Raw genomic sequence first — 21,324 nt, 5'->3', positions numbered from 1 at the left:
GCGGCTGCCCTGGCCTGGCGTCAATCCGGCCGTGCCCGGCGGCGCTGGACGGCAAATTGCTGGTGAAACCGGCCTGTATTCCCCGTTTTACGCCGGCTGACGATCAGTAAACTGCTCTTGCAATCTGAAAATGAAGCGAGTCCGATGCGCGCGCCATGGCGCGGAGTCGGGGGGCAAACGTCGACAGGACGGGATCGCATGCAGGAACTCATACATAACTACGCTACCCGGCTCACGCAGGCGTTGGCGATGGATGCAATGCACCAGGTGCCGGTGCTGGCCGCCGCATTGCGCGATGCGTGGGGCGCGGGCCGTTCGGTATTCCTGTGCGGCAACGGCGGCAGCGCCGGCAACGCGGTCCATCTGGCGAACGACATGCTGTACGGGGTCGGCCTGAACAATCGCCGCGGCGGTCTGAAGGTCGAGGCATTGAGCGCGAATACCGCCGTGCTGACCTGCCTTGCGAACGACATCGGTTACGACCAGATCTACAGCGAGCAGCTACGCGTGAAGGCCGAGGCCGGCGACGTGCTGGTCGTGCTGTCCGGCAGCGGCAATTCGGCGAACGTCGTGAAGGCGCTCGAAACCGGTAATCGCCTCGGGATGACGACGTTCGCGATCCTCGCGTTCGACGGCGGGCGCTGCAAGACGCTCGCGCACCATCCGATCCATTTCGCGATCGACGACATGCAGATTGCCGAAGACTTGCAGTTGATGATCGGCCATATCTGCATGCAGTGGCTGTACGCGAATCCGGTCAGCGGCGTGGTGCCGACGCGATCCAGCGGAGTCGTTCAATGACAGGTGCGCAAACCGGTCAGCGCTTTCTGGTGATCGGAAGCAATTCGTTTTCCGGCGCGCAGTTCGTCAAATATCTGCTGCAGAACGGGCATCAGGTGCTCGGCGTGAGCCGCTCCGCCGAGCCGCACGACGTCTACCTGCCGTATCGCGCGCTCAATGCCGCGGAGCGGTTCCGCTTCGCGCAGATCGACATCAATCATCAACTCGACGAACTGTTGGCGCTGACGGGCGAATTCCAGCCCGAGTACGTCGTCAACTTCGCCGCGCAGGGCATGGTCGCGCAGAGTTGGGTAACGCCCGAGCACTGGTATCAGACCAACGTGGTGGGCCAGGTCCGGCTGCACGACAGGCTGCGCAAGTTGCCGTTTATTCGCCGCTACGTGCACGTGTCGACGCCCGAGGCATACGGCAGCACCGACGGCTGGATCGCCGAGCGCTTCGAGTTCGCGCCGAGCACGCCGTATGCAGTGTCGCGCGCTGCCTGCGACCTGCACCTGATGAGCTTCTTCAAGGCCTATCAGTTTCCCGTGGTGTTCACGCGCGCGGCGAACGTCTACGGGCCCGGGCAGCAGCTATACCGGATCGTTCCGCGCACGCTGCTGTTCGCGCGCCTCGGACGCAGGCTCCAGCTTCACGGCGGCGGCCACTCGATCCGCTCGTTCATCCACATCGACGACGTCGCGGACGCGACATGGCGCGTCGCCACGGCCGGACGGCCCGGCGACAGCTATCACATCTCGACGCGCGAGACGGTTTCTATCCGCGAGCTCGTCGGGATGATCTGCGGCCTCGTCGATGCGCGTTTCGACGAACTGGTCGAGGTGGTCGGCGAGCGGCTCGGCAAGGACCAGGCGTATCTGCTCGATAGCGGCAAGATCCGCGCGGAGCTCGGCTGGCAGGATCGCGTCGCGCTGGCCGACGGATTGCGCGAGACATTGGCGTGGGTCGACGCGAATCTCGCCACGTTGCGCAACGAGCGCACGGACTACGTCCATAAACCTTAAGGCTTCAAATGAATATCCTGCTGACGGGCGGTTGCGGTTACATCGGCACGGTGCTGACCGGCCTGCTGCTCGAAGACGGCCACGACGTGCGTGTCGTGGATACCCAGTGGTTCGGCAATCACCTGGTGTCGCATCCGCGTCTGTCCGTGTTCAGGCAGGACACGCGCGACGTCGACGCGTTGCCGCTCGACGGCGTGGACACGGTGATCCATCTGGCGAACATCGCGAACGATCCGGGTGTCGAGTTGAACCCGACGCTTTCGTGGGAAGTCAACGTGCTCGCAACGCAGCAGTTGGCCGACCGCGCGGTGCGAGCCGGCGTGCGCCATTTCCTCTTCGCGAGTTCGGGCAGCGTGTACGGCGTCAAGGACGAGCCGCAGGTGACCGAAGATCTGTCGCTGGTGCCGATCTCGGCATACAACAAGACCAAGATGGTGGCCGAACGCGTCGTGCTGAGCTACGCGGACCGCATGCAGGTGCATTGCATCCGCCCAGCCACCGTGTGCGGATACTCGCCCCGCATGCGCCTCGACGTGACCGTCAACATGTTCACGTGGCAGGCGCTGCGCAACGGCCGGATCACGGTATTCGGCGGCGCCCAGACGCGTCCGAACATCCACGTCCGGGACATGGCCGACGTGTACCGGCATTTCCTCGGGCATCCGGATCTCGCGGCCGGCTGCTACAACGCGGGCTTCGAGAACATTTCGATTCTCGACATCGCCCAGCGCGTGAGCCGCAAGGTTTCGGCGGAGCTGGTCGTGTCCGAATCGAACGATCCGCGCTCTTACCGGCAGAATTCCGACAAGCTCCTTGCAACCGGATTCGCGCCGCGCCGCACGGTGGACGACGCGATCGACGAGCTGATCCATTGCCACCGGGATGGCCTGCTCGTCGAGAACGACCAGTGCCACACCGTGCGCTGGATGAAACATCTGGGCCTGAACGCATAGGAGGCGGCATGAGCGACTCCGCGCGCCTTGCCGCACAGTTCCGCGCCCGCGTCGTGGCGATGTCGCACCGGGCACGGGCCGCGCATCTGGCTTCCGCGCTGTCGTGTATCGACATCGTCGCAGTGTTGTACGAGTCGGTGCTCAACGTCGATCCGCGGCAGCCGCGCTGGGCGGACCGCGACCGCTTCGTTCTGAGCAAGGGTCACGCGGCCGCTGCGCTGTACGTTGCGCTCGCGCATCGCGGCTTCATCACGCGCGCCGATCTGGACACCTACGGCGAGGCCGGCTCACTGCTCGAAGAGCACCCGTCGCCGAAGCTGCCGGGCGTCGAGGCGGCGACCGGCAGCCTCGGGCACGGCCTGCCGATCGGCTGCGGGTTTGCGCTGGCCGGCCGCATCCAGCGACGCGCGTACCGGACGTTCGTGCTGATGAGCGACGGCGAATGCAACGAAGGCTCGGTCTGGGAAGCGAGCCTGTTTGCCGCGGCGAACAGGCTTGGCAATCTGTGCGCGTTCGTCGATTTCAACAAGTGGCAGGCGACCGGGCGTAGCCGCGAAGTGCTCGCGCTCGATCCGCTCGCGGACAAGTTCCGCAGTTTCGGCTGGAACGTCCACGAAATCGACGGGCACGATCACGAACAGATTCGCCGCGCGGTGGCCGGCGTATCCGCCGCCGAAGCGCGGCCGACGATGGTCGTCGCGCATACCGTGAAGGGGCGCGGCGTATCGTTCATGGAAGACGACAACAACTGGCATTACCGCATCCCGACCGCCGACGAAGTCGCGCGCGCGTGGGCCGAACTCGGGGTGGAGGCCGCATGAGAAACGCGTTTGCCGCGGCGGTTACCGAACTCGGCGACCAGCATCCCGAACTCGTGATGCTGGCCGGCGATATCGGCAACCGCCTGTTCGACGGCTTCAAGGAGCGGCATCCGGACCGCTTCTACAACTGCGGCGTCGCCGAGGCCAACATGACCGGCGTCGCGGCCGGTCTTGCCGCCTCGGGGCTGCGGCCGGTCACGTACACGATCACGCCGTTCAACACGGTCCGCTGCCTCGAACAGATCCGGCTCGACGTGTGCTATCCGGACCTGCCGGTGATCATCGTCGGCACGGGTGCCGGGCTGTCGTATGCGGAGCTGGGCGCCACGCATCATTCGATGGAGGACATCGCGATTTTGCGTACGCTGCCGAACATGCACGTCGTCTGCCCGGCGGACCCGGTCGAGGTGAAACTCGCGCTGGCCGACGCGCTGCGCATCGGCCGTCCGACGTATATCCGGCTCGGCAAGAAGGGCGAGCCGAAGATTCATGCGACGCTGCCCGCCTTCGAGATCGGCTGCGGCATCACGATGCGGACGGGCAACGACGTTGCGATCCTGAGCGTCGGCAACATGCTGGCGACCGCGCTCGAAACCGCGGACGCGCTTGCTGCAAAACACTGCCTGGCCGACGTCGTCAGCCTGCACACCGTCAAGCCGCTCGACGACGCGCTGCTGGCTTCCGCGTTCGCGGACCGCAAGCTCGTCGTCGTGCTCGAGGAGCACGGACTGGCTGGCGGTGCCGGCAGCGCGGTGCTCGAATGGGGCAGCGCGCGCCGCGTCGACCTGCGCAAACTGCTGTGTCTCGGCGGTCCGGACCGCTTCCTGAGTAGCTGCGGTGACCAGCAGGAGGCGCGCGCCGCCGTCGGCCTCGATGCCGCCGCGATCGCGGCGCGCGTGCTCGACCTTCTGGGCTGAACTCATGCTGCTCGGTCTCGACTTCGACAACACGCTGATTAGCTATGACCGGCTATTTCACAAGGTCGCGTTCGAGCGGGCATGGATACCCGAGACCGTCGCGCCCGAAAAGAACGCGGTGCGGGACTACCTGCGCGCGGCCGGCCGCGAGGACGACTGGACGTTGCTGCAAGGCATCGTCTACGGTTCGCGGATTCTCGAGGCCGAGCCGTACGACGGCGTGCTGACGACGCTCGACCGACTGACGCGCGAGGGTGTCGCGATGCGCATCGTCAGTCACAAGACGAAGACGCCGTACCGCGGCGAACCGTGCGACTTGCACGGCGCCGCGCGGCAGTGGCTCGATCGCCAGGGCTTTCACGACCGGCGGCGGCTGGGCTGGGCCGAGGATGCGGTGTTCTTCGAGCTGACGAAGCAGGACAAGGTCGCGCGTATCGTCGAGCTGGGCTGCACGCACTACGTCGACGACCTGCCGGAGATTCTCGAGATGCTGCCCGACCACATCGGGAAGATTCACTTCGCACCGAACGCCGCCGCGCCCGCGCGGCCGGAATGGCCCACGCTGCGCGCGTGGGCTGCGTTGCCGGCGCTGATCGGGTTGTCATGAACGGGCCGCTCGACGACGCGGTGACCGCCTTCTGCGAACGCTGCGGCGTGCGTGGTCCGTTCGAGGTCGAACCCGTCGGCGGCGGTCGCAACAGTCGCGTTGTGCGGATCAGCAATGAGGAGGGACGGTGGATCCTCAAGCGCTATTACCAGCGCGCGCCGCAGGCGCACGACCGGCTGGGCGCCGAAACCGCGTTTCTCGGCTATTTGCGCGGGCGCGGCATCGCGAACGTCGCGGAGCCGCTCGGCATCGACCGCGCATTGCAGGCCGCGTTATACACGTGCCTGCCCGGCGAGCGTCCTCGTGACGCGACCGACGATTTCGTCGCGCAGGCCGCGCAATTCGTCGTCGCGATCAACGCCGGCAACACGGCTGCGGAGACCGGCACGCTGGCGCGCGCCGCCGATGCGTGCATGCAGTGGGACGACCATCTGGCGCTGACGCGCGCGCGCATCGCGCAACTGACGGGCGACGACGCGGGCGCAACGATCGAGCGACAGGCGCACGCATTCGTCGCTGAACGCATCGCGCCGGCGTGGCGCGAGCTGGAAACGACGCTCGCCGGACATCAGGCGGGACAGCATCGCGTCGCGCCGATTCTTTCGCCGTCCGATTTCGGCCTGCACAACGCGTTAGCCCACAACGGCCGCCTGTCGTTCGTCGACTTCGAGTATGCAGGGTGGGACGATCCCGTGAAACTCGCGTGCGATTTCATTTGCCAGCCGGAGATTCCGGTGAGCCTCGAACAGGGGCGGCAATTCGTCGGCGTGCTCGCGCGTGGCCTCGCGCCGGACAGCGGGCTGGCCGGGCGCGTCGCGCTGCTGCTGCCTGCGCACCGGCTCAAATGGTGCTGCATCCTGCTGAACGAGTTCCGGACCGAGCACCGCCGGCGTCGCATTCATGCGGGCCTGGCGCAGGACGGACTACTGGCCTCGCAACTCGACAAGGCAAGCCGCTACTTCGAGCGGCATTTCGAACACATCGAGGCATTCTGATGGCTTACGTCGATTTTCTTTCCGCGATTCACAAGAGTACGACGCGCGACTATCTCGCGCGCGTGAACGACCCCGAGTATCCGAAGCCGCGCGCCGCGGAACTCGCGAAGCAGTGGGGCCACGATTACTGGGACGGCGACCGGCGCATTTGCTATGGCGGCTATCGCTACCTCGAAGGCCGTTGGGAAAAGGTCGCGCGCGCGATGGCCGGGCATTACGGCATCAAGCCGGGCGACCGGATTCTCGACGTCGGCTGCGGCAAGGCATTTCTGCTGTTCGACTTCACGAAGGTCGTGCCGGGCGTCGAGGTGTACGGAATCGACATCTCCGGGTATGCGATCGCGAACGCGAAGGAGGAGGTTCGCGAGCGGCTGCGCGTCGGCAACGCGACCTCGCTGCCGTTCGACGACGGGTCGTTCGACCTGGTGTTCTCGATCAACACGCTGCACAACCTGCATTGCTACGACCTCGACAAGGCGCTGCGCGAGATCGAGCGCGTCGGGCGGCGCAACCGGTACATCTGCGTCGAGTCGTACCGCAACGAACAGGAGAAGGCGAATCTGCTGTACTGGCAGGTGACCTGCGAAGCGTTCAACACGCCCGAGGAATGGGCGTGGTGGTTCGGGAACGCCGGCTATACCGGCGATCACTCGTTCATCTATTTCGAGTGACGCGATGCCGATGCCGCCTAAAACCATGAAGGCCGCCGTTCTGACCGAGCTGCGCGCGCCGCTGCAAGTCGTCGAACTCACGCTGCCGGACACGCTTGCAGCGGGCCAGGTGCTCGTGAAGATCCATTTCAGCGGGATTTGCGGATCGCAGCTTGGCGAGATCGATGGCGCCAAGGGCGAGGACAAATTCCTGCCGCATCTGCTCGGTCACGAGGCGTCGGGCACCGTGCTCGACGTCGGCGCGGGCGTGCGTCACGTGAAGGCGGGCGACAAGGTCGTGCTGCACTGGCGCAAGGGGCTCGGCATCGAGTCGGAGACGCCGCAGTACCGGTGGGACGGCCGCCAGGTGAACGCCGGCTGGATCACGACGTTCAACGAATACGCGATCGTGTCGGAGAACCGCGTCACCGCGATTCCTGCCGATAGCGACATGGCCGTGGCGGCATTGTTCGGCTGCGCCGTGACGACAGGCTTCGGCATCGTCGAAAACAACGCCGACGTGCGCATCGGCGAATCGGTCGTCGTGTACGGTGCGGGCGGGGTCGGCCTCAACATCGTGCAGGCCGCGGCGCTCGTGTCCGCGTATCCGGTCGTCGCGGTCGATCTGCACGACGGCAAGCTCGAACTGGCGAAGCGCCTCGGCGCGACGCACGTGATCAACGCGAGCGGGCGCAGTCTCGACGACGTGCGCGCGGACCTTCTGCGCGTGCTCGACGAAGCGGGCGTACGCAGCGGTGCCGACGTGTTCATCGACAACACGGGCGTGCCGGCCGTGATCGAGATGGGCTACGGAATTACAAAGCCGCAGGGCACGGTGACGCTGGTCGGCGTGCCGCGCAAGGGGCAGAACGTCAGCCTGTTTTCGCTGCCGCTGCACTTCGGCAAGACGCTCTCGGGTTCGCACGGCGGCGAGGCGGTGCCGCAGAACGACATCCCGCGTTATCACGCGCTGTATCGCGCGGGGCGACTGATGCTGCGCGAGCTGATCACCGATTACTACGCGCTCGACGAGATCAACGAAGCGATCGCGGCGATGAGGAGCGGGAGCGTGCGGGGGCGGTGTCTGGTGCGGATGGGAGGAGATTAGGTCATGGACGCGCGCTCGTGCCGGTGCCATGTCTGCGGGGCTGCCCTGCATTCGCTCGTTGGCTTCGCGGACCTCGTGCAAGTCACGTCGGATTGCCGTCCGTGGCGCGCCGGCGGCGCGCTCGCGGCGTGCGGCGCCTGCGGCGCCGTGCAGAAACCCGTGACAGCCGCCTGGCTCGACGAGGCGAACGAGATTTATGCAGGGTACGCGATCTACAGTCAGGGCGGCGGCGCAGAGCAGGTTGCGTTCGAGTCGGCCAGCGGTGCGGCCACGGCGCGCTCGAATCGTATCGTCGAATGGCTTGCGTCGGTGGGGGAATTACGCGAGAGCGGCCATGTGCTTGACGTCGGGTGCGGCAACGGCGCATTCCTTCGCGCGTTCTCGGCGCGCTATCCCGGCTGGAAGATGGCTGGGCTGGAGCTTGGAGACCAGCATCGCGCCGCTATCGAAGCGATTCCGGGCGTGACGCGATTCTATGCGGGATCGATCGATGACGTTGAGGAGCAGTTCGATCTGATCGTGCTGATTCACGCACTCGAACATATTCCTGACCCCGCGCGTTATCTGGCTTTGCTCCTGAAACGCCTTACGCCTGACGGCGTACTACTGATCGAAGTGCCGGACCTGAAGACGTCGCCGTTCGATATCCTGATTGCGGATCATGCGACGCATTTCACCGCCGATTTGCTGAAGCGCGTCGTGGCGGATGCGGGGTTCGCGCCGGTCGCCGCGGAAGCGGGCTATGTCGCCAAGGAGCTGTCTCTGCTTGCGCGGCGCCGGTCCGGCGCCGTGGCGGAAAAGGCCCAGTATCCGGCAGGGGACGACGGACAGCGGGCTGCCGAAGCTCACATTGTCTGGCTACACGCGATGCTGGGCGAGGCTAAGGGTGTAACGGGCGCCTGCGGAATCTTCGGTTCGAGTATTTCGGCGACCTGGCTGGCTGCGTCGCTCGGCGGACGTGCCGCTTTTTTCATCGACGAGGATAGCAACCGGATAGGCCGCCACCACATGGGCCTCCCGATTCGGGCGCCGCGCGACGCACCGGAAGACGCGAAGATTCTCGTTCCATTGCGTGCCGACATCGCGTCGGCCATTGCGAGACGTCTCGGTGTGGCCGCGTCGAGGTTCGTCCTGCCGCCGGAGTGAATGTAATGACGTGCCCCGCATTGGCTGCGATGTCGGACGAGTCCCCCCGTGCCCGCCACGCGGTTTTGCCGTGTGGCATGTCGCCTGCACGGACGGCCGTTCGTCCGGGTAATCCGGCCGGTGCGGGGCGCGGCAGACGGGAGCGGCATTCGCATGAATAGCGTGGCGGTCGGGACGGCGCTGGGTTCGGTCCTGGTCGCGGGCGCCGAAAGCAACATTGCACGAGGACTGCTCGATGCGTTGATGTCAGCCAATCAGGTATGGAGCACGACGCGTCGGGCAGGCACCCAGGGTGGGAGACGGCTGTTTCTTGACTTGGCCGAGACGCCCGAGCACTGGTCGTTGCCGGACGTGCCGCCCGACGTCGCGTTTCTGTGCGCGGCGATCAGCTCGCAGGAGCAGTGCGGCGCATACCCTGAGCAGACCCGCATCGTCAACGTGCTGCACACGGTCGAACTTGCCGGGCGCCTCGTCGCGCAGGGCACGTTTGTCGTGTTCATATCGACGAATCTGGTGTTCGACGGCGATGCGCCGCTTGCGAAGGCAGACCACCCATATGGCGCGCAGACGGCATATGGGCGGCAGAAGGCCGAAGCCGAACAGAGGCTGCTCGGGTTGGGCCATCGGGTCGCGATAGTCCGTCCGGGAAAAATCGTCGTGCCGGACATGCCGCTATTCGACGGGTGGATCGGCGCGTTGCGTGCGGGGCAGGCCATCCATCCGTTCGAGGATCTGACGATGGCGCCCGTGGCGCTTTCGTTCGCGATCGATGTCCTGTGCAGGGTCGCGGCGGCGCGCCGCTCCGGCATCGTTCACGCGACGGCGACGCACGATATCACGTATGCGCAGGCCGCCGGGATCATTGCTCAGCGCATCGGTGCGGATCGGCAGTTGGTCCAGCCCGTGCCGCGCAATCGCTCGGAGCGGATTGCGGCGCCGCGTTATGCGGCGCTCCATCCGGCCGGTCTTGCCGAACTCGGCCTCGACGCGCCGCCGCCCGAATGTGCGTTCGACGTGCTGCGCGCGCTGTACTGACGGATTCTTCCATGACCTCAAATTCTGGAGACGGTTCATGAATACCCGTGCAACGGATGCCGACATCCTCGCCGACATTTTCGGCGAGGCGGGGTACAGCACGGCGTTCTCCATCGGCGCCGACGAGCTCGCGTTCCTGCGCACGGCGATCTTCGGGCAGTGGATCGAACGCATCCGGGCCGCGTGTCCCGAGCACGAACACGTGTTTCGCGACGCGGGGCTTGAACACTACCATCGGCATGCGCATCTGGTTGCGCATTCGACGTTATGGCAGAAAGAGTCGCGCGTGCTGCCCAGAGAGACGGCCATCAAAATCAGGGAGTTTGATTTCGTGCGGCGCCTGACAGCCATGTTCGGCGCGGGAACGCGCATCTCGGATGTCGTGCTTTTCTCCGGCACCGTGCCGGACTACCCGGAGATCTACTGGAGACTGGTGCGTCCGGACGCGACTTCCGACGTCGGCGCGATGCACACGGACAGGTGGTTTCATCGCGTGCAGGGGCAAAACGGCGCCGAACTCTTCGGCCCCGACGAGAGGACCGTGAAAATGTGGCTTTCGATCCATACGGAGCCGGGTCTCAACGGGCTTTACGTCGTACCTGGCTCACACAAGCGGACGTGGCGCGTCGAATACGTGAACGGAGCGGACGGATATCCGCGTCCGAGGCTGGACGAACCGCTCGCCGAAAGCGAGAGGCTGTTATTGCCGGTCGTACCGGGGCAGGCTGTCCTGTTCGGCGAAAACCTGTTGCATGGCGGTGCGGTCAATGCCGGCTCGAAGAGCCGCGTCAGTGTCGAAATGACTTTTGTGTTCAAGCGAACCGGACTGCTTTAATGAATGCCGATGCCGTGAAACAGAAAATCGTCTTTGTCTCCGGACACTTCAACGTGCTCCACCCGGGGCATGTGCGGCTGCTGCGCTTCGCGAAGGAGTGCGGCGACCGGCTGGTTGTCGCGGTGGAAAGCGACCGGATCGCAGGTGCCGCGGCACACGTCCCCGAGCAATTACGTCTCGAAGGTATCCAGAGCAACGTCTGGGTCGACGAGGCATTCCTGATGGACGAGCCGGTGACCGGTGCGCTTGCGAAGCTGCATCCCGACGTGGTCGTCAAGGGCAAGGAGCACGAGTCCCGTTTCAATCCGGAGCTGGCGGTCGTCGAGCAATACGGCGGCAAGCTGTTGTTCAGTTCCGGCGAAACGATGTTTTCGTCGGTGGACCTGATCCGCAAGGCGTTCTATCAATCGGATCCGAGCACAATCGCCGTGCCGGACGAATATCTTGCCCGTCACGGCATCCAGAGGTCGAGGCTCGTCGATCTGGTGACGGGGTTTTCCGGCTTGAGGGTTTGCATCGTCGGCGACCTGATCGTCGACGAGTACATCACGTGTCAGCCCCTCGGCATGTCCCAGGAAGACCCGACGATCGTCGTGACGCCGGTCGACTCGACCCAGTTCATCGGCGGCGCGGGCATCGTGGCGGCTCACGCGGCCGGGCTCGGCGCGAGCGTGCGCTTCCTCTCAGTGACCGGGGCCGACGCCGCGCGGGAATTCTCGCTCGAGCGGTTCGCCGCGCATGGCGTCGAGGCCGACCTGCTCATCGACGAAGTGCGCCCGACGACGCGCAAACAGCGTTTCCGCAGCAAGGGCAAGACGCTGCTGCGCGTCAGCTATCTGCACCAGACGGCGATTTCCCTCGAGTTGCAGAAGAGCCTGCTCGAACGTTTCGAACGCATCGCGGGCGACATCGATCTACTTGTTTTCTCGGATTTCAACTACGGCTGCCTGCCCCAGCCGCTGGTGGACGCGATCACGGCAATGGCGCGCGCGCACGGCGTGATGCTGGTGGCCGACAGTCAGTCGTCGTCGCAAGTCGGCGACATCGGCCGGTTTCGCGACATGGACCTGCTGACGCCGACCGAGCACGAAGCGAGGATCAGCACGCGCAATCGTCAGGACGGCCTGGTCATCCTTGCCGAGCAGTTGCGGCAGAAAGCCGGTGCCCGCAACGTGTTGCTCAAGCTCGGCGAGGAAGGCCTGCTCGTCCACCCTGCGGAAGTTCCGGCGGGCGAGGAGTTGACCGACCGGCTGCCGGCGTTGAATACATCGGCGCGCGACGTGGCGGGAGCGGGGGACAGCTTGTTGATTGCAGGTGCGCTTACGCTTGCGAGCGGCGGCAGCATTTGGGAGGCTGCCCTGCTTGGGTCCGTCGCCGCCGCCATTCAGGTGGGGCGGGTCGGGAATACGCCGATCCGCACCGACGAACTGCTGGAACTCCTGCGGAAGCCGGGACGATGAAAGCGCTGCTGCTGGCTGCCGGGTTGGGTACCCGCCTGCGTCCGCTGACCGAGCGCGTTCCGAAATGCCTCGTTCCCGTCGGTGGCCGGCCGCTGCTGCAAATCTGGCTCGAGCGGCTCGCCGATGCCGGATGTGGCCCGTTCCTGATCAACGCACACTACCTGGCGGAGCAGGTCGAGGCGTTTGTGTCGCGAAGCGCGTGGCCCGAGCGTATCACGCTGACGCACGAGTCCGTATTGCTGGGAACAGCCGGCACCGTGCGCGCGAATCTCGACTTTTTCGACGGCGAGGACGGCCTGCTGGTCCACGCGGACAACTACTGTCTTGCCGATATCGATGCGTTCATTCGCGCGCATCGTTCGCGTCCCGCGGATTGCCTGATGACGATGATGACGTTCCGCACCGAAACGCCGTCGTCGTGCGGAATCGTGACGCTCGATACGCGCGGAGTCGTGACGGCCTTCGACGAGAAGCCGGCCGAGCCGAAAGACAATCTCGCGAACGGCGCTATTTATCTGCTGTCGGCTGCGTTTCTGGATTGGCTTCGTTCCGATGCCGGCGACGTGACCGATTTCAGTACGGAGGTGTTGCCGCGACTGCTCGGTCGTATTTATACCTACGAGACGTCCGAACTGCTGATCGATATCGGTACCCCGCAGAGCTATGCGCGCGCGAACGCATTGCACGGGGAATGACAGGGCGCGCGAGGCGTCATACCGCCTTTACTTTCGCGACGGTGACGGCGTCGGACTCGAAGCTCGACGCATGACGCCTGTTGGTCCTGGCCATCTATGGAGCCCATCGTGTTGCCGGAGAACGTCGGAAACGCGGCGCCCCTGACGGAATCGGGCCGCGACGGCTGTACGAACCTGATGTCAACCGAGGGCGGCGAGCGCTGTCGCCAGGGCTCGTGAGGCTCGCCCAACCCATCTGACGAGAAAGAACGTGTTGCTGAACAGAGGCGGATGACTGGCATCCGTTTCGACATGCGTACCCTGACGATAGCGGCGAGAATGAGGTCTTCTGTCGGACCGGTTGAAACGCCACGTCGCTCAGGCATTTAGCGGAGCGATGAGTTCCTTCAACCAGCTTTCGTTTTCCTCGACATAAAGCCTGCCATCGAGTCCTACACGTTTTACGCAGTTGATGTCTGCCCGATCATTGTTCGCGATAGCCATCCCGATACGCGTAAAGTCTTTTTCCGACCCGTCAATGGGAACAGCAAACTCGGACAGCGGCATATTCAGGCACATCTCTGGCAACGTGTATTGTGCGAACGGGCTCATTGCCATGTAGGTCCGATAGTTCATGCTGTAATCGTCGAAATTGCCCTGCATGGGCACTACGACGGTCATTTGCCGGAACTGCCCACCGAGTAGCATCAAGAATTGCAGGCCGGTTGAACTGGTTATCGTGCGGCCCGCGATCGTCACCAGGGGCAGTGCCAGATGCATGGGAACTTCAATCGGAATGGCGCCTTCGACAGGCATCGTCGCGGGCCGGTGGTTACCGCCCTTCATGTTGCAGAACACCGTATAGCCGAGCTCCTTTAGCCGGGCGACAACGGTTTTCCACATCGTATCCGGCAGTTGCGAATACCGGGTATTCGAATTCGCTGCGGGAAAGAGAATGACGGACTGGTCAGGTACGATGCCGGCTTTCGCGGCAAATTGTCGCGCTTCCGCCACAAACTGTTCGGGAACCGTCGGACGCTCGAGAGCGGTATTCCATGGCAGGCGCAGCAGATGGCGGAATATGTCGGTGCACGTCAATCCTCCGCGCCCAGGGTATTTAAGAAGATATTGCATGTCATCGATACGGCCATCCCCAAGCTCGTATTGATGTGCACAAATCGGGATATCGAGTTCGAACCGGAGCGGATCCAGATAGCTGTAGGTAATGTTTATCATGGATTCTCGCGGCATCGTCACGATGCGCAGGAAACGGTTCGGGTACATCTGTACGACCGGCTGGTGATCGGGCGGTACGATGATCGTGACTGGGTGTCCGTGCTTTCTGGCGAAGGCCGATGCAAGAGCGCAAACCGTTGTGGTCTCGCCGATGGCGCCCGGATTCATGAGTATCCACGACCTTCGTTCCGGATGCCGCAGATTGCCAAGGATTTTATGGTATTCGGTTTCTCGGAGGGTATTCATCGATCTCTGGCGTGCGGGTAATTCGCTGGAAACACAAATCGCGTCGAACGGTGGCGATGGACTGTCTGCCGGTCGGCATCGGCGCTCGAATTGTTCGGCGCCGTGACCACCGCTATCGAGTTTATCCGCTGGTTACCCGGGCAATTTGCGGATCAGGGCAAGGATCCCGGGTCAATTCGAGGTCGCAGCCGGGCGGTTTCGATGTTCCGAAGTCGCCGGCGGCAGGCGAATTACCGGCAAAATGAGTCCGTTTTTGTCGGTTTGCCGACGAAGCGCAGCGGTTAGTCTTGTCGGGTTTGCCATGGCAACGATCCATAAGACGTGGGCATCGCGCCCATCGGCCGGAGATTTCTGTTGCGAATGCGCGCGATAAAGTCTGTCGTCGCCGATGGAGGCGGCACAGGCAGATCGTTCGTCTTTTGAACGACGACCTGGATACCCAGCATGGACATTCTTTTTTCCGGCGGAACCGGTTTTTTCGGCCGGGCGATATTGCGCTATCTGATGGCGCTCGACGATGCTGCCCGCGAGGCTCAAGTGACGCGGCTCACCGTGTTGAGCCGAGATCCCCGGCGATTTCAACAGGAGTATCCGGAATTTGCCGGGCTGTCATGGCTCGCTTTCCATCGCGGCGACATCGAAGTGCCGGAAAGCCTGCCGCGAAATGGTGTCTTTTCGCACGTGCTGCATGCCGCGGCGGATTCGACCGATGTACGGAATCTGGATGCCTATCGGCGCTACGAGCAGATCGTGCAGGGTACGCGCAACATGCTGCAGTTCGCGGTGGAACATGGTGCGCGGCGGTTTTTGCTGACCAGTTCGGGCGGCGCGTACGGCCCGCAGCCCGAAAGTCTCGCCGCGATTCCGGAAGGCTACAACGGCATGCCGGATCCACTCGACGTATCCGGTGCCTACGGCGTTGCGAAGCGTCAGGCCGAGCATCTGTGCGCGCTGTACGCGAACCGCTTCGGCATCGAGCCGGTGGTGGCCCGCTGTTTCGCATTCGTCGGCGAGGATTTGCCGCTCGACGTGCATTTTGCGATCGGCAATTTCATTCGCGATGCGTTGTTTCGCGACGAAATCGTGGTCAACGGAGACGGCAGCCCGGTACGTTCGTATCTGGACCAATATGAATTGGCGCGCTGGCTGCTTGCGTTGCTGGAGCGCGGCCCGGCGGCGCGTGCCTACAACGTCGGTTCGGACGAGGCCGTGACGCTCGGCGAACTCGCCCATCTGGTCCGCGACCTGCTGGCTCCGGGCAAGCCGGTACGCATCATGGCCCGGCGGGGAGCGGACAACGCAGTACGCAATCGTTACCTGCCCGACGTTTCTTTGGCTCGCGCCGAGCTGCAGCTAGTCAACGAAATTCCGCTCGCGGATGCGATCCGGCGGGCTGCTGCCGGGATCCGCGCACGCCGTGAAACAGGAAATCCACAAGGCGCGTCGGACTGACGGAATAGGCATTCATGCAAGCCGGCACAGTGCCGACAATACGCTTCCCTGTTTGGTGTCGGGCGTGGCGATAGGCTGGAGCGCGACGATTTCCAGGCCGGCCTGCTCTGCCAGTGCGCTCATCGAGGTTTCGGAAAAAAAATTAATGTGCTCGTGCCAGTGACGTTTATACCGATAAGCATTTGTCGATCCGTGGTGGGTGCGCATGAGGACCTCGTACGGAACCTCAAGATAAAGCATGGTCGTGGCATCCATGCTTGCGGCAATGGTCCGGATCAGTTCGAGCGGAAACGGTATGTGCTCGAGCACCTGCATGCAGATGATCAGATCGTATGCGGTTTCCTTGACTGTCTGCAGGTCGACTGCAACCGCGCCGTCGACCGTCGGCTTACCCGAAATATCGTAAATGTGGACGAGATTGGCCTCGTCCAGGAGCGGGGTGTTGATTCCGGAGTCGCCGCCCCAATCGAGTATCTTCGGGGATGCCGGTAGCCAGGGTCTCAGGAATGCTTCTATCCGGCCGATGTAGCCGGCCCGACGCTCATAAACCTTGCTGGTCTCGAGGTAACCCGGCTCGTACGAAATGCGCAGTTGCGTATATTCGTCGCCACGATAGTCACGATAAAGCGATGCCAGTTCCTCGTCGTCAAAACGCATGTCAAGGAAGAGCATTTCGCATGCCGGGCATTGAACCGATCGGCAAATCATGTAGGCGTTGCCCTTTCGAATATCGCGAAGCTCCCAGGCCGGGGTGATCTCGACGGGCTGATATCCGAACACGCGGTGTGCAACGAAAGGGGAGAGGATTGCCGGCGACGATAGAAGCTTTTCGTTGGTGCAACAGATGCAGCGACTGGCGATACGCATAAACGACGACTCTCCTGTAGCAAAGCGGTCGGCTCGGCATTCGCCATGCCGATGCGCATCAGCGCGCTACCCCGGGTACGCCGATACCGCTTTTAGACGATGCCTTACCTGTTTCCCGCGCCGACGTCCCGGTCGGCTCAGACGTCCGTCGCACGCGCCGTACGCAGGCCTGCGCTGAAATGCACGTCCACTTTATCGATCATTTCGGCAACGTTGGCGTCCCAGCTCGCAGTGAGCTCGCGTATCCGCGTCAGGTACCTCGTACGCGCCACTTCGAACTCGTCGTAAAAGTTCTCGCCCGCCGTCATGCCGGCGTACAGGCGCGGAAACGGACCCGGCTCGAAGCGGTCGAGCTCGTCGTCGGTCCATGGGCCATTGTCGAGGAATGCCGGAATGGCGCCGCAGGCTAACGCCTCGACGTTTATCTGGCTGCATGCGTCCCCGGTATAGAAAAAGCGGCAATTGCGCAGGAGCTGCACGAGCTGGTCCTTGTTCGTGGGCCAGGTGCGCGTGATTTCTACGGTGTGAGGCACGGCTCCGGTAACGCCGAACACGGCGCCTTTACCGACATACGTGATGTCCAGCCTCCGGTATTGGGCTGGGTACGTACCTTCGTTGTGAAAAATCGGATTGACCTCGGCGAAGTAACAGACGTGCTGTGTGGCCGGGTGCATCACACGCGAATGGGCAAGAATGAAATCGTCGGGTCCGACGTTAACTTTTATTCCATTCATGATGCCGTCCTTGTTCAGGAAATAGCGGACGACACGTTTGGCATTCAACGCATTATTCCGCATCGCTTCCGGATAGACGACATAGCACTCGTTGATGTGTTGCGGGGAAAAATCCTTCAGCATCCTGATTCCGAGTTCCCGTTCCGCACGCTTGATTACGCCAACGAAATTCTTTTCACCGTCGTTTTTCGGGACATAGGTATCGAAGTCTATGCCGAATATGAGTTCCCGGCCGTTCACATAGTTGTAGGCGCACATGAACGCAGACCGCCCGGCCTTCTCGATTGCGCGCGCGAGCTGGGTGAGCGCAAGCACCCCATTCGACATGAAAACCATATGCAGGGGCGCGCAAATGATGAAGTCGGGATCTTTCATGGCGGGTTGTCATGGTGGGTCGGAAGGTTGCTATGGAGTCTATCCCTTTGTCATGCCGTTGATTCATGGAGCAGGGTGGGGATTTCTGGTCAATTCGGTGCCGGTCGGGGCCGATTCGTCGGTCGGAGACGGGCGTGTCCTCGTCGGTTCGGGGCATGGGCGCGGCGAGCGGGCCGGCCAGCATGCGCCCCCTCACGGCAGGCCTCGATGGGCGGAACCGGAGCCGGCGGAGACCGCCGGTGCCGCCCCTGTTTCGCGAATTGGTGGGTTTTTGCCCGTCTAGTCCAGGCTTTAAAAGGCGCTATTCGACGGGATACTCGACGAATCTGGGGATGTATGTCCGCGGCGCGAGCGCAGGTTGCCTCCGTTGCGGCTTACGGAATATTAAAGCGGGTTGCGGGGTTTTCTATGCGAATGATGCGGGTTGCCGAATATCTGGCAGAGTTCCTCGCCCGTCGGGGAGTACGGCACGTATTCATGCTGACGGGCGGCGGCGCGATGTTCCTGAACGATGCGCTTACGCATGCCGATGGCCTGCAGCCGGTTTTTTGCCACCACGAGCAGGCTTGCGCGATGGCTGCGGAGGGATCGCGCGAGTGCTGAACTCGCCCGGCGTGATCAACGTGACGACGGGCCCCGGCGCCATCAACGCGCTGAACGGCGTGTTCGGCGCCTTCACCGATTCGATCCCGCTGCTCGTGCTGTCCGGTCAGGTCAAGCGCGACACGCATCTGGTCACCACGCCGGTTCCGGGTTTGCGCCAACTCGGCGACCAGGAGGTCGACATCGTGTCGATGGCCAGCCCGGTCTGCAAGGAGGCCGTGACGCTGGCCGATCCGCTGCGCGCCCGCGCGGTGATCGAGCGCGCATGGGCGCTGTGTCGGCACGGCCGGCCGGGGCCGGTGTGGATCGACGTGCCGATCGACGTGCAATCGGCGCAGATCGATGCGGACGCGCTCGAGCCGTGGGACGGCAAGCTGCCTGCGCTGCCCGCCCTGCTCGAAGGTGCCGGACTGACGTCGGCCGTTGCGCGCGTGCTGCAAGACATTGCCGGCGCGTCGCGGCCGCTGCTCCTGCTCGGCACGGGCGCCAGGCTGTCCGGCCAGCACGAAAACCTGGTGCGGGCAGCCGAAATCCTGGGCGTGCCGATCGCAACCGGCTGGACCCATGACACGGTGCCCTCCGATCATCCGCTCTTCGCCGGTCGGCCAGGCACCATCGGCACCCGTCAGGGCAATTTCGTGCTGCAGGCGGCGGATCTCGTCGTGGTATTCGGCAGCCGCCTCAACATCCGGCAGACCGGCTACAACTTCGCGAGCTTCGCGAAGAATGCCCGGGTCGTGCAGATCGACATCGACGAAGCCGAACTGCGCAAGCCGACGTTCAAGCCCGACGAGGCGATCGTGGCGGACCTGCGCGAACTGGTGCCGCTATTGCTGCGCGACGCGCCCGGTACGGCGGCGCCGGCCCGGTTCGCGGAATGGCGCGAGTGGGTGAGCGGGATCCGCACGCGCTATCCGGCGCTCGACGCTCGTCCGCGACCCTGGAGCGGCCACATCAATCCTTACCTGTTCATCGACGCGCTGTTCGGTCTTTCGCGGCCCGGCGACGTAGTCGCGACCGGGAACGCGTCGGCCTGCATCATCCCGTTCCAGATCGCGCCGATCAGGCACGGCGTGCGGCTGTTCTCGAACTCCGGCAGCGCGTCGATGGGATACGACATCCCCGCCGCGATCGGCGCCGCGTTCGCGGTGCCCGAGGGCGGACGCGTGTGGGCGATCGCCGGCGACGGCAGCGCGCAGATGAACATTCAGGAACTGCAGACGATCGTGCATTACCAGTTGCCGATCAAGCTGATCGTGCTGAACAACGCGGGGTATCTGTCGATCCGGTCATCCCAGGCCAACTTCTTCAAGCGGCTTGCCGGCGAGGGGCCGGAGAGCGGCGTGACGTTCCCGAATTTCTCGACGGTCGGCGCGGCCTACGGGCTGCCGTCCATCCGGATCGACCAGCGGAATTTCCAGGATGCGCTGCGTTCGGCCATCGAGGCGCCCGGACCGGGCCTGATCGAGGTCATGCTCGATCCGCAGCAGGGATTCGAGCCCCGCGTCAGTTCCCGGCAATTGCCGGACGGAACGATTCGCAGCCCGGAGCTCGAAGACATGTTTCCGTTTCTGCAGCCCGAGGAGCTTGCCGTGGCGATGCGCTACCCCGGCTGCCCGGAGTAAGGGAATTCGGCCCAATTTACCCCGGCAGCCGAAGGCGGGTTTTCCTTGTCTGCCGGTCGAACCTGTTCTGGAGTCTTCATGGATTACAAGAGAGAATCCCAGCGGCTGTTTGACGGCCTGTTCGTTCTGGAGCTTGCCAACAATCATTGGGGCCGGCTCGAGCGCGGTCTGAAAATCATTACCGATTTTTCGCGCATCGTCCGTTTCAACAACGTAAAGGCCGCGATCAAGCTGCAGTTTCGGGACGTCGACCGCTTCATTCATCGCGATTTCCGCGATCGCACCGACATTCGCTACATCAAGAAGACCGTCGATACCCAGATGAGCGTCGACCACTACAAGGCGATGATCGATGCGGTCCGGCGCGCGAGCTGCATTCCGATGTCCACGCCGTTCGACGAGGAATCGGTGCGTCTGTGCGTGCGCCTCGGCGTCGAGATCATCAAGATCGCGAGCTCGGACCTCAACGACTGGGTACTGATCGAGGAAATCGCCAAAACGCGCAAGCCGGTGATCGTTTCCACGGGCGGGTCGTCGCTCAAGGATATCGACGATCTTTCCAAATTCTTCCGCAGCCGCCACATTCCGCTGGCGATCAATCATTGCGTGTCGATCTACCCGTCGGAGGATCAGGAGCTGGAGATCAACCAGGTCGATTTCCTGAGCGACCGCTATCCCGAACACGTGATCGGTTTCTCGACGCACGAGAAAACCGACTGGACCAGTTCCGTGATGATCGCGTACGCGAAAGGCGCGCGCACGTTCGAACGACACATCGACATCGAAGCGGACGGCATTCCGGTTTCTCCGTATTGCACGCTGCCCGAGCAGGCGGACGTCTGGTTCCGGGCGTACAAGAAGGCCGTCGAAATGTGCGGCGCGCCGGGGACGGCCAAGCGCATCCCGCCGCAGAAGGAAATCACGTATCTCGACGGTCTGGTGCGCGGCGTCTATGCGAAACGCGATCTCGCGGTCGGCGAAGAACTGCGGCCCGAAGATTACTACCTCGCGATTCCGTTGCAGAAAGGGCAAATGAGCTGCCGCGAATTGATGACCGGAGAGCGCCTGCTCGAACCGGTGGCGGCCCATGCGCCCATCCACGTGAGGCAGATCGACAGCCCTTACGCGGAAAACGCCGCGTTGCTCGAACTCGTCGAACGACGGGGGCTGTGACGGATTA

20 protein-coding genes and 1 pseudogene are annotated in these 21,324 nt (G+C 63.5%); 18 read left to right on the top strand and 3 right to left on the bottom strand.

Annotation, left to right across the window (positions count from 1 at the left end; translation table 11 throughout):
- Positions 1-198: 198 nt before the first annotated feature.
- The 14 genes from CY652_RS12865 (at position 199) to CY652_RS12800 (ending at position 13,027) form a co-directional block, all read left to right on the top strand.
- The gene (locus CY652_RS12865) at positions 199-801 is read left to right on the top strand and encodes an SIS domain-containing protein (RefSeq protein WP_102131106.1); all 603 of its coding nucleotides are present in this window, start codon (positions 199-201) and stop codon (positions 799-801) included.
- Positions 798-1,805 carry a GDP-mannose 4,6-dehydratase gene (locus tag CY652_RS12860; RefSeq protein ID WP_102131105.1) on the top strand — a complete coding sequence of 336 codons (1,008 nt, stop codon included), beginning with the start codon at positions 798-800 and terminating at the stop codon, positions 1,803-1,805. Before CY652_RS12865 ends, CY652_RS12860 begins: the two co-directional genes overlap by 4 nt.
- A gap of 8 nt (positions 1,806-1,813) precedes the next feature.
- Complete coding sequence (locus CY652_RS12855; RefSeq protein WP_102131104.1) at positions 1,814-2,758, top strand: NAD-dependent epimerase/dehydratase family protein; 945 nt, start codon at positions 1,814-1,816, stop codon at positions 2,756-2,758.
- An 8-nt stretch (positions 2,759-2,766) separates the two neighbouring features.
- On the top strand, positions 2,767-3,579 hold the full coding sequence (locus CY652_RS12850; RefSeq protein ID WP_102131103.1) for a transketolase: 813 nt from the start codon (positions 2,767-2,769) through the stop codon (positions 3,577-3,579).
- Positions 3,576-4,496, top strand: a complete 921-nt coding sequence (locus tag CY652_RS12845) for a transketolase family protein (RefSeq protein ID WP_102131102.1) — start codon at positions 3,576-3,578, stop codon at positions 4,494-4,496. Before CY652_RS12850 ends, CY652_RS12845 begins: the two co-directional genes overlap by 4 nt.
- Positions 4,497-4,500: 4 nt before the next feature.
- Positions 4,501-5,103, top strand: a complete 603-nt coding sequence (locus CY652_RS12840) for a hypothetical protein (protein ID WP_102131101.1) — start codon at positions 4,501-4,503, stop codon at positions 5,101-5,103.
- Positions 5,100-6,098, top strand: coding sequence for an aminoglycoside phosphotransferase family protein (locus CY652_RS12835; RefSeq protein ID WP_102131100.1), 999 nt, complete (start codon positions 5,100-5,102; stop codon positions 6,096-6,098). Before CY652_RS12840 ends, CY652_RS12835 begins: the two co-directional genes overlap by 4 nt.
- Complete coding sequence (locus tag CY652_RS12830; protein ID WP_102131099.1) at positions 6,098-6,769, top strand: class I SAM-dependent methyltransferase; 672 nt, start codon at positions 6,098-6,100, stop codon at positions 6,767-6,769. Before CY652_RS12835 ends, CY652_RS12830 begins: the two co-directional genes overlap by 1 nt.
- Positions 6,770-6,794: 25 nt before the next feature.
- Positions 6,795-7,856: a zinc-binding dehydrogenase gene (locus CY652_RS12825; protein ID WP_102131098.1), complete on the top strand. Its 1,062-nt coding sequence runs from the start codon at positions 6,795-6,797 to the stop codon at positions 7,854-7,856.
- Between the two features lie 3 nt (positions 7,857-7,859).
- Complete coding sequence (locus tag CY652_RS12820; protein ID WP_102131097.1) at positions 7,860-9,002, top strand: class I SAM-dependent methyltransferase; 1,143 nt, start codon at positions 7,860-7,862, stop codon at positions 9,000-9,002.
- Positions 9,003-9,155: 153 nt separating this feature from the next.
- Entirely contained in the window at positions 9,156-10,037 is an 882-nt protein-coding gene (locus tag CY652_RS12815; protein ID WP_102131096.1) for a sugar nucleotide-binding protein, read from the top strand.
- Positions 9,970-10,872, top strand: coding sequence for a phytanoyl-CoA dioxygenase family protein (locus CY652_RS12810; RefSeq protein ID WP_180970563.1), 903 nt, complete (start codon positions 9,970-9,972; stop codon positions 10,870-10,872). The genes CY652_RS12815 and CY652_RS12810 overlap by 68 nt, the downstream gene beginning before the upstream one ends.
- Positions 10,872-12,332 (top strand): PfkB family carbohydrate kinase, encoded by a 1,461-nt coding sequence (locus CY652_RS12805; RefSeq protein WP_102131094.1) that lies wholly within the window; start codon positions 10,872-10,874, stop codon positions 12,330-12,332. Before CY652_RS12810 ends, CY652_RS12805 begins: the two co-directional genes overlap by 1 nt.
- Positions 12,329-13,027, top strand: coding sequence for a nucleotidyltransferase family protein (locus CY652_RS12800; RefSeq protein WP_102131093.1), 699 nt, complete (start codon positions 12,329-12,331; stop codon positions 13,025-13,027). The genes CY652_RS12805 and CY652_RS12800 overlap by 4 nt, the downstream gene beginning before the upstream one ends.
- 357 nt (positions 13,028-13,384) lie before the next feature.
- On the opposite strand, the gene CY652_RS12795 is transcribed toward CY652_RS12800, so the two are convergent.
- Positions 13,385-14,488: a hypothetical protein gene (locus CY652_RS12795; RefSeq protein ID WP_146010084.1), complete on the bottom strand. Its 1,104-nt coding sequence runs from the start codon at positions 14,486-14,488 to the stop codon at positions 13,385-13,387.
- A gap of 444 nt (positions 14,489-14,932) precedes the next feature.
- On the opposite strand from CY652_RS12795, the gene CY652_RS12790 reads away from it, so the two are divergent.
- Complete coding sequence (locus tag CY652_RS12790) at positions 14,933-15,940, top strand: NAD-dependent epimerase/dehydratase family protein (protein ID WP_102131091.1); 1,008 nt, start codon at positions 14,933-14,935, stop codon at positions 15,938-15,940.
- Between the two features lie 12 nt (positions 15,941-15,952).
- Here CY652_RS12790 and CY652_RS12785 read toward each other — a convergent pair whose 3' ends face one another.
- Complete coding sequence (locus CY652_RS12785; protein WP_102131090.1) at positions 15,953-16,807, bottom strand: class I SAM-dependent methyltransferase; 855 nt, start codon at positions 16,805-16,807, stop codon at positions 15,953-15,955.
- A 137-nt stretch (positions 16,808-16,944) separates the two neighbouring features.
- Positions 16,945-17,916 (bottom strand): hypothetical protein, encoded by a 972-nt coding sequence (locus tag CY652_RS12780; protein WP_102131089.1) that lies wholly within the window; start codon positions 17,914-17,916, stop codon positions 16,945-16,947.
- On the opposite strand from CY652_RS12780, the pseudogene CY652_RS25115 reads away from it, so the two are divergent.
- From CY652_RS25115 to CY652_RS12770, 3 genes and pseudogenes are all read left to right on the top strand, one after another.
- Positions 17,878-18,644: pseudogene (locus CY652_RS25115) on the top strand (thiamine pyrophosphate-binding protein); the annotation flags it as partial. The gene CY652_RS12780 and the pseudogene CY652_RS25115 sit on opposite strands and share 39 nt — an antisense overlap.
- Positions 18,645-18,710: 66 nt before the next feature.
- Positions 18,711-20,144 carry a thiamine pyrophosphate-binding protein gene (locus CY652_RS12775; RefSeq protein WP_374703659.1) on the top strand — a complete coding sequence of 478 codons (1,434 nt, stop codon included), beginning with the start codon at positions 18,711-18,713 and terminating at the stop codon, positions 20,142-20,144.
- Between the two features lie 78 nt (positions 20,145-20,222).
- Positions 20,223-21,317 carry an N-acetylneuraminate synthase family protein gene (locus tag CY652_RS12770; RefSeq protein ID WP_102131088.1) on the top strand — a complete coding sequence of 365 codons (1,095 nt, stop codon included), beginning with the start codon at positions 20,223-20,225 and terminating at the stop codon, positions 21,315-21,317.
- Positions 21,318-21,324 lie beyond the last annotated feature (7 nt).

Origin of the sequence: Burkholderia sp. WAC0059 (assembly GCF_002870125.1) — a bacterium.
Taxonomy (GTDB): domain Bacteria; phylum Pseudomonadota; class Gammaproteobacteria; order Burkholderiales; family Burkholderiaceae; genus Paraburkholderia.
This window is presented reverse-complemented; position numbering and strand designations above follow the sequence as displayed.

Excerpts from the sequence above, each read along its gene's own strand:
- CY652_RS12865 (WP_102131106.1), top strand. The coding sequence starts at position 199 with ATGCAGGAACTCATACATAACTACGCTACCCGGCTCACGCAGGCGTTG.
- CY652_RS12860 (WP_102131105.1), top strand. The coding sequence starts at position 798 with ATGACAGGTGCGCAAACCGGTCAGCGCTTTCTGGTGATCGGAAGCAAT.
- CY652_RS12855 (WP_102131104.1), top strand. The coding sequence starts at position 1,814 with ATGAATATCCTGCTGACGGGCGGTTGCGGTTACATCGGCACGGTGCTG.
- CY652_RS12850 (WP_102131103.1), top strand. The coding sequence starts at position 2,767 with ATGAGCGACTCCGCGCGCCTTGCCGCACAGTTCCGCGCCCGCGTCGTG.
- CY652_RS12845 (WP_102131102.1), top strand. The coding sequence starts at position 3,576 with ATGAGAAACGCGTTTGCCGCGGCGGTTACCGAACTCGGCGACCAGCAT.
- CY652_RS12840 (WP_102131101.1), top strand. The coding sequence starts at position 4,501 with ATGCTGCTCGGTCTCGACTTCGACAACACGCTGATTAGCTATGACCGG.
- CY652_RS12835 (WP_102131100.1), top strand. The coding sequence starts at position 5,100 with ATGAACGGGCCGCTCGACGACGCGGTGACCGCCTTCTGCGAACGCTGC.
- CY652_RS12830 (WP_102131099.1), top strand. The coding sequence starts at position 6,098 with ATGGCTTACGTCGATTTTCTTTCCGCGATTCACAAGAGTACGACGCGC.
- CY652_RS12825 (WP_102131098.1), top strand. The coding sequence starts at position 6,795 with ATGAAGGCCGCCGTTCTGACCGAGCTGCGCGCGCCGCTGCAAGTCGTC.
- CY652_RS12820 (WP_102131097.1), top strand. The coding sequence starts at position 7,860 with ATGGACGCGCGCTCGTGCCGGTGCCATGTCTGCGGGGCTGCCCTGCAT.
- CY652_RS12815 (WP_102131096.1), top strand. The coding sequence starts at position 9,156 with ATGAATAGCGTGGCGGTCGGGACGGCGCTGGGTTCGGTCCTGGTCGCG.
- CY652_RS12805 (WP_102131094.1), top strand. The coding sequence starts at position 10,872 with ATGAATGCCGATGCCGTGAAACAGAAAATCGTCTTTGTCTCCGGACAC.
- CY652_RS12800 (WP_102131093.1), top strand. The coding sequence starts at position 12,329 with ATGAAAGCGCTGCTGCTGGCTGCCGGGTTGGGTACCCGCCTGCGTCCG.
- CY652_RS12795 (WP_146010084.1), bottom strand. The coding sequence starts at position 14,488 with ATGAATACCCTCCGAGAAACCGAATACCATAAAATCCTTGGCAATCTG.
- CY652_RS12790 (WP_102131091.1), top strand. The coding sequence starts at position 14,933 with ATGGACATTCTTTTTTCCGGCGGAACCGGTTTTTTCGGCCGGGCGATA.
- CY652_RS12785 (WP_102131090.1), bottom strand. The coding sequence starts at position 16,807 with ATGCGTATCGCCAGTCGCTGCATCTGTTGCACCAACGAAAAGCTTCTA.
- CY652_RS12780 (WP_102131089.1), bottom strand. The coding sequence starts at position 17,916 with ATGAAAGATCCCGACTTCATCATTTGCGCGCCCCTGCATATGGTTTTC.
- CY652_RS12775 (WP_374703659.1), top strand. The coding sequence starts at position 18,711 with ATGGCCAGCCCGGTCTGCAAGGAGGCCGTGACGCTGGCCGATCCGCTG.
- CY652_RS12770 (WP_102131088.1), top strand. The coding sequence starts at position 20,223 with ATGGATTACAAGAGAGAATCCCAGCGGCTGTTTGACGGCCTGTTCGTT.